The organism is Synechocystis sp. LEGE 06083, assembly GCF_015207725.1.
Taxonomy (GTDB): domain Bacteria; phylum Cyanobacteriota; class Cyanobacteriia; order Cyanobacteriales; family Microcystaceae; genus Synechocystis; species Synechocystis salina.
This window is the reverse complement of the sequence record NZ_JADEWJ010000243.1, coordinates 1-6,237: the sequence shown is the minus strand read 5'-3', so window position 1 is coordinate 6,237 and position 6,237 is coordinate 1. Positions and strand designations below refer to the sequence as shown.

2 protein-coding genes are annotated in these 6,237 nt (G+C 52.0%); both read left to right on the top strand.

The annotated features are described in order from the left end of the window. Nucleotides 1-14: 14 nt before the first annotated feature. Nucleotides 15-3,917, top strand: coding sequence for a DUF4114 domain-containing protein (locus IQ219_RS20580; RefSeq protein ID WP_368667618.1), 3,903 nt, complete (start codon nt 15-17; stop codon nt 3,915-3,917). A 244-nt stretch (nt 3,918-4,161) separates the two neighbouring features. Further along, on the top strand, nt 4,162-6,237 hold a 2,076-nt coding region (locus IQ219_RS15745; RefSeq protein WP_194073232.1), incomplete at its 3' end, for an efflux RND transporter permease subunit.

The following is a 6,237-nucleotide window of genomic DNA, read 5'->3' as shown; positions in this document are numbered from 1 at the left end:
GCGGGTTAGTAGATGTGTCGGTAGCATTACCTGGAACTGCGGTAGCCGGAGATAGCCTGACGATTAGCGATGGCACCACTCCCCAAACCATCGTCTTAACCACCGCCCAAATCAGTGCCGGAGTAGTAACCACCCAGGTAGCAGTACCCGCCGAAGGTGCCACTTTAACGGTAAGTGCATTCATAACGGATAATGCTGGGAACCAAGGTCCTGATGGCAGCGATAGTGCCGTATTAGATACCATCGCCCCCGGAGCACCCACCGTAACGATTACGGAAGATGCCAATAATGACGGCTTCATCAATGGTGCTGAGCTGAGCGGGTTAGTAGATGTATCGGTAGCATTACCTGGAACTGCGGTAGCCGGAGATAGCCTGACGATTAGCGATGGCACCACTCCCCAAACCATCGTCTTAACCGCCGCCCAAATCAGTGCCGGAGTAGTAACCACCCAGGTAGCAGTACCCGCCGAAGGTGCCACTTTAACGGTGACCGCCTTTGTCACAGATATTGCCGGTAATCAAGGTACCAGTAGCAGTGATAGTGCCGTATTAGATACCATCGCCCCCGGAGCACCCACCGTAACGATCGCCGAAGATGCCAACAACGATGGAACTATCAGTGCTGGGGAATTGAATGGATTAGTAGATGTATCGATGGCCTTGCCCACTGGGCTAGTTGCCGGGGACACTCTGACCATTAGCGATGGCACCACTCCCCAGACCATTGTCCTCACCACCGCCCAAATCACCGCCGGAGTAGTAACCACCCTGGTAGCAGTACCCGCCGAAGGTACCACTTTAACGGTGAGTGCATTCATAACGGATAATGCTGGGAACCAAGGTCCTGATGGCAGCGATAGTGCCGTATTAAACACCACAGCCCCTAATGCCGGCCCCCTGGACATCAGTGACGCAACCGATACCGGCGCCGATGACTTGTTGAGCAGTAATGGCAACCCCGAACTGACTTTCACTGGTGAGCCAGGATTAGAGATTGGGTTGCTTGGGCCTGATGGTAACCCCGTTGACCCCGATGGCTATAAAGTGGTGGAAACCCCCGGTGCTAACCCTGGTGACCCTTCCACCTACACAATCAAATTAATTGACGCTGACCCATCTGACCCGGATAGCGATCCGTTTGGAGACTTCTTCAATGGCTCCCCCACAGGTAATGGGGCCAACACTGGGGATGGAACCTACACCATTACAGCAACGGATAATGCAGGCAATACCAACGATGTAGGTCAATTTGAAATTGATACGACTTCTCCCGGTACTCCCAACAATGGCAATTCTCCTTTCAGTCCCCTGGACATCAGTGACGCAACTGATACCGGTGCCGATGACTTGTTGAGCAGTAATGGCAACCCCGAACTGACTTTCACTGGTGAGCCAGGATTAGAGATTGGGTTGCTTGGGCCTGACGGTAACCCCGTTGATCCCGATGCCTATGAAGTGGTGGAAACCCCCGGTGCTAACCCTGGTGACCCTTCCACCTACACAATCAAATTAATTGACGCTGACCCATCTGACCCAGATAGTGATCCGTTTGGAGACTTCTTCAATGGTTCCTCCACAGGTAATGGGGCCAACACTGGGGATGGAACCTACACCATTACAGCAACGGATAATGCAGGCAATACCAACGATGTAGGTCAATTTGAAATTAAGACTAGTTCTCTAATTTCTATCAACGATGATCGGGGTACCGTTGTTATTGGCGATCTGGGTTTTGGCTCCATCAATGTCGATGTCTTAGCCAACGATCAGGGCTTGGGCATTCAGATCACCAGCCTGACCCAACCCCTTAAAGGCACGGCGGTGCTGCGGGATAATGGCACCCCCAACAACTTCAGTGACGATTTCTTGACCTATCACATCCATGAAGAGTTATTGGATTTACGCTCAGCCATAGGGCCTGTGCGGATAGAAATCAGTGATATTTTCAGTAATGCTAGCTATAAAAATTCCGTCGGCTTTTATCAAGTTCTCGATCATTTTGGCACCATCCTTGATCCAGCTTCGGGGCGACTTTTAACCCCAGCGGACCCGGAATACAGAAATGTGGCCCTGGCCAGCGCCATTCCCGGGCTACAAATCAGTAAAGATAATCCAGTTCAATCCATTGAACTGCCTGGAGGCGACATCTATGCTCCGTTCCTAACGTCTGACCAGGGTAACGGGCAAGTGAATCACTTCTTTGCCCTCATTGATGCCAATCCGGGTCAAGTGGACTATGTTCGTTTTGCTAATAACGTCTATAGCTTTGAAGATACGACTTTTGGTGACCGGGATTTCAATGATCTGCGATTTGCGGTCAATATTTTGCCCCAGGGAGGTTTCGTTCCCCCAGCCATTGGCCTCACCGCTAACGCGGGAGTTTTCACTGCTAATGGGCTAGTCGATCAGTTTACCTACACCATCACCGATGTTAATGGGGATAATCGGACGGCTAGCGTTGCCATTGACAATCAGGAACATCTCAAATTCACCATGGTGGAAGTGGATGGAGATTTCAAAAATGAGGTAGCTATTTTCAGGGTGGACGATCGCCAGGGAACTATCAATGGCATTGCCCCAGGACAAGCAGGCTATCTGGAAGCGGCACTACAAAATAGTCAGGTAGTGTTCACTGGCATCAGTGGACAGACTCAGCTTTTCGGCGAATCCCTGACCCGGACTATGGAAGAATTCAAAGTTAGTGATAGTTTTGGCTTCCTGTTAATCCAAAATAATTCCCTGGATATGGTGCTCAGGGAGCAGGCCGCCGGGGCCATATCCACTCCGGTTTTCTTTAGTCAGGCGATCGCCAATGGCAATCAAATCCAGCAAGTCTCTAGTAATGACGGCCAGGGGATAGTTGTTGCTTGGGAAGATAGTGCCCAGGGAGGAGACGGGGACTTTAATGACTTTGTCTTCCGGGTGGCAATGACAGACCAACCGGCCCCCTTGGGGACGCTCTACCAAGGGCAAGCCCAACAGGAGATCTTTGCTAATACGAGCAATCAAAACTTCCAAATCGGGGTTCAGATCGTCAGTGACTCTGCCTATGATAATACTGTTGGCTTCTACTTAGTTGAGAATGCGGGGGGCACAGTGCTGGATTACACCACCGGTCAACTGGTCAACCCCGGCGATGCCAACTATGCCGCAGTGGCGGTGCGACAACGTCTTTCCCTTGGTTCCAACGGCCAACCCATTGGGGGGGAAATTCGCCCAGGGCAAATCATTGCTCCGTTCCTCATTTCCAATGGCACCGAAAATCAATTCCTGACGGTTAACCCTGCCAACCAGGCGATCGCCGCTGGCCCCGTTGCTTTCTTTAGCTACATCAACGCCAATCCCGATGGGCTGGATCATTTCCGGTTACTGGCGGATAACACCTTTGGGGTGGAAGACATGCTGGGAGGGGGAGACTTTGACTATAACGACGTAATCATTAAGTTGAACCAAAATCCCATCAATGGGGAATTATTAGATTTCCGTTCCCTCAGTGGCCCAGTAAATCTTGGCATAAACGAAATTACCAGTGATGCTTCCTTTGGGCTCTCCGTTGGTTTTTACCGAGTGGAAAATCAGTTTGGTGCCATTACGGATCCCCTGACGGGCCAACTGCTAAACCCTGGTGATGGTAACTACCAAGCCGTGGCGCTGCAAAACACCGCCGCCCAATTTACTGTTACCGCCGGGACTAGCAACCAGGTATTGCAACTGGCCGGGGGGAGCTTGTTTGCCCCTTACCTCACCGTTAGTCAGTCCGATGGCAATGTCTTTAACTACTTCTCCTATCTGGGGGCTAATCCGGATAAGGCTGACCACATCCGCGTTTTGGGTGATACCTTCCAGTTTGAGGACAGTTTCTGGGGAGGGGATCTGGACTTCAATGACCTGCAGTTCCGGATTAACGTCCAATAGGGGCGCTGATTAGGGGAGGAAGTGGCTCTGGATTTCCCCAGCTGGGGGGTCTGGAGCAAGGCAAATTTAAAGAAACTATGGGGATTGGCTCCATTGCCCAGAAAAACCTTTAAGATGGGTGGGATCTTTGCACTCTGGCCATTCCCGTCACCGGCGATCGCCATGGGTAGGGGAAGCTTTTTTCCCCTTTTGCCGTCAATGGATTCCGTGAGTCCGGTTTGCCTTTCCGCCGTCCCCCAGGTTTATGTTGCTGAGTATCTCCAACGTTTTCATCAAAAACCCCGTGCTGACCACGGTGTGCACCATCGTTATCATCCTCCTCGGGGCGATCGCCTTACCCCTACTGCCCCTGGCCAAATTGCCAGACATGGCCCCCAAACAGGTGTCGGTAACCACCAACTATGTGGGGTCCGACGCCCAGACTGCGGTGGATAATGTCACCACCGTGCTAGAGCGGCAGATTAACGGTACGGAGCAAATGATTTACATGAACTCCTACACCGACAACACGGGCACCACCACCATCAACGTCTATTTTCCGGTGGAAATGGACCGCAACATTGCCCAGGTATTGGTGCAAAACAACGTGGCGATCGCCTCCGCCAGCTTGCCGGAAGCGGTGAACCGCCAGGGGGTAACCACCCAAACCCAGTCCCCCTCCGTTACCATCGCCTATGGGGTTTACTCAGAAAACGATGACCAGGGCAAACCCATCTACGACGATGTTTTTGTCAGCAACTTTGTTGACCGGGTGCTGCTGGATGAAATTAAAAGGATTGATGGGGTCGGTTCCGCCGCCATCATTGGGGCATCCGAATACGCCATGCGGTTTTGGTTGGACCCCGATGCCCTGGCCGCCAGGGATTTAAGCGCCTCCGATGTGCTCGATGCCATCCGGAATCAGAACGTCCAAGTGGGGGTAGGGGGAGTTAACCTACCGCCGGTGACTGACAAGCAACGTTTCCAGATTAACGCCAGGGCCCTGAGTCGTTTTACCACCCCGGAGGAAGCGGAACAAATTGTCGTCAAAGTGGGGGAAGACGGTGGCTTAATCCGCATTAAAGACGTGGGACGGGCCACCATTGGAACCCAAAACTACATTCAAACGGCCCTGTTCAACAATGCACCGGCCGTGGCCTTTGTCATCTACCAGTTGCCCGGCACCAACGCCTTGGACACCGCCACCATGGTCAAGGAAAAAATGGCCGAGTTGAAGCCCATGTTTCCGCCGGGACTGAACGCAGAAGTAGCCTTGGATAACACTTTGTTTGTAACTGCGTCCCTAGAAGAGGCGGTGATGACCCTGGTGGAGGCAATTTTGCTGGTAATTCTGGTTATCTTCATCTTTTTGCAGAATTGGCGCACCACCCTGATTCCAGCCCTCGCCATTCCCGTTTCCCTAATTGGGGCCATGGCCTTTGCCCTTGCTTTTGGTTTTAGCTTGAATCAGTTGACCCTGTTTGGGGTCATTCTGGCCACCGGTCTAGTGGTGGATGACGGCATTCTGGTGGTGGAGGCGATCGAAGTTAAATTGGACCAGGGCATGAAACCATTTCAGGCGGCCCTGGACGCCATGGGGGAACTGACGGGAGCGGTAATTTCCACTTCCTTGGTGCTGATGGCCGTATTCATTCCGGTTACCTTTTTCCCTGGCACCACCGGCATTGTTTATAAGCAATTCGCGGTCATTATGGCCTCCGCAGTGGCCGTTTCCACCTTTAACGCCATCAGTTTTTCCCCCAGTATGTCCGCCATTTTGATGCGCCGCACCCAAGAATCCCATGGGCCGTTGGCTTGGTTCTTTGGAGTGTTTAACCGCAGTTTTGATTGGGTGAAGGAACGGTACGGCAATATTATTACCATGCTACTGAAAGTGAGACTGCTAGCTATCCCCATCTACATTGCTAGTATTGCCCTCACTGCCTTTGTGTATAACATGACCCCCACCGGCTTTATCCCGGAAGAAGACCAGGGGTATTTTTTCATGCTGGGTAATTCCCCCGCCGGGGTTTCCATTGAGTACACCAAAGACGTTATTTCCCAGGCCACTGAAATTGTTGCCGCCCGGGATGAGGTGGAGCACGTCTTGGGTATGGGGGGATTCAGCTTTTTAGGTAATGACAGTAGTAAATCCCTCTTTTTCGTCAAGCTGAAAAACTGGGATGAACGCCCTGGCCAAAAGGGGTCGGTGTTTGGTTTGTTGGCGCAGATTAACCGAGAGTTGGCTCAAAAAATTCCTGATGCCCAGGTTTTTGCCGTCAATGCTCCCCCGGTGGATGGCTTAAGTAGTACCGGAGGTCTGGATTTTTATGTGCAAATC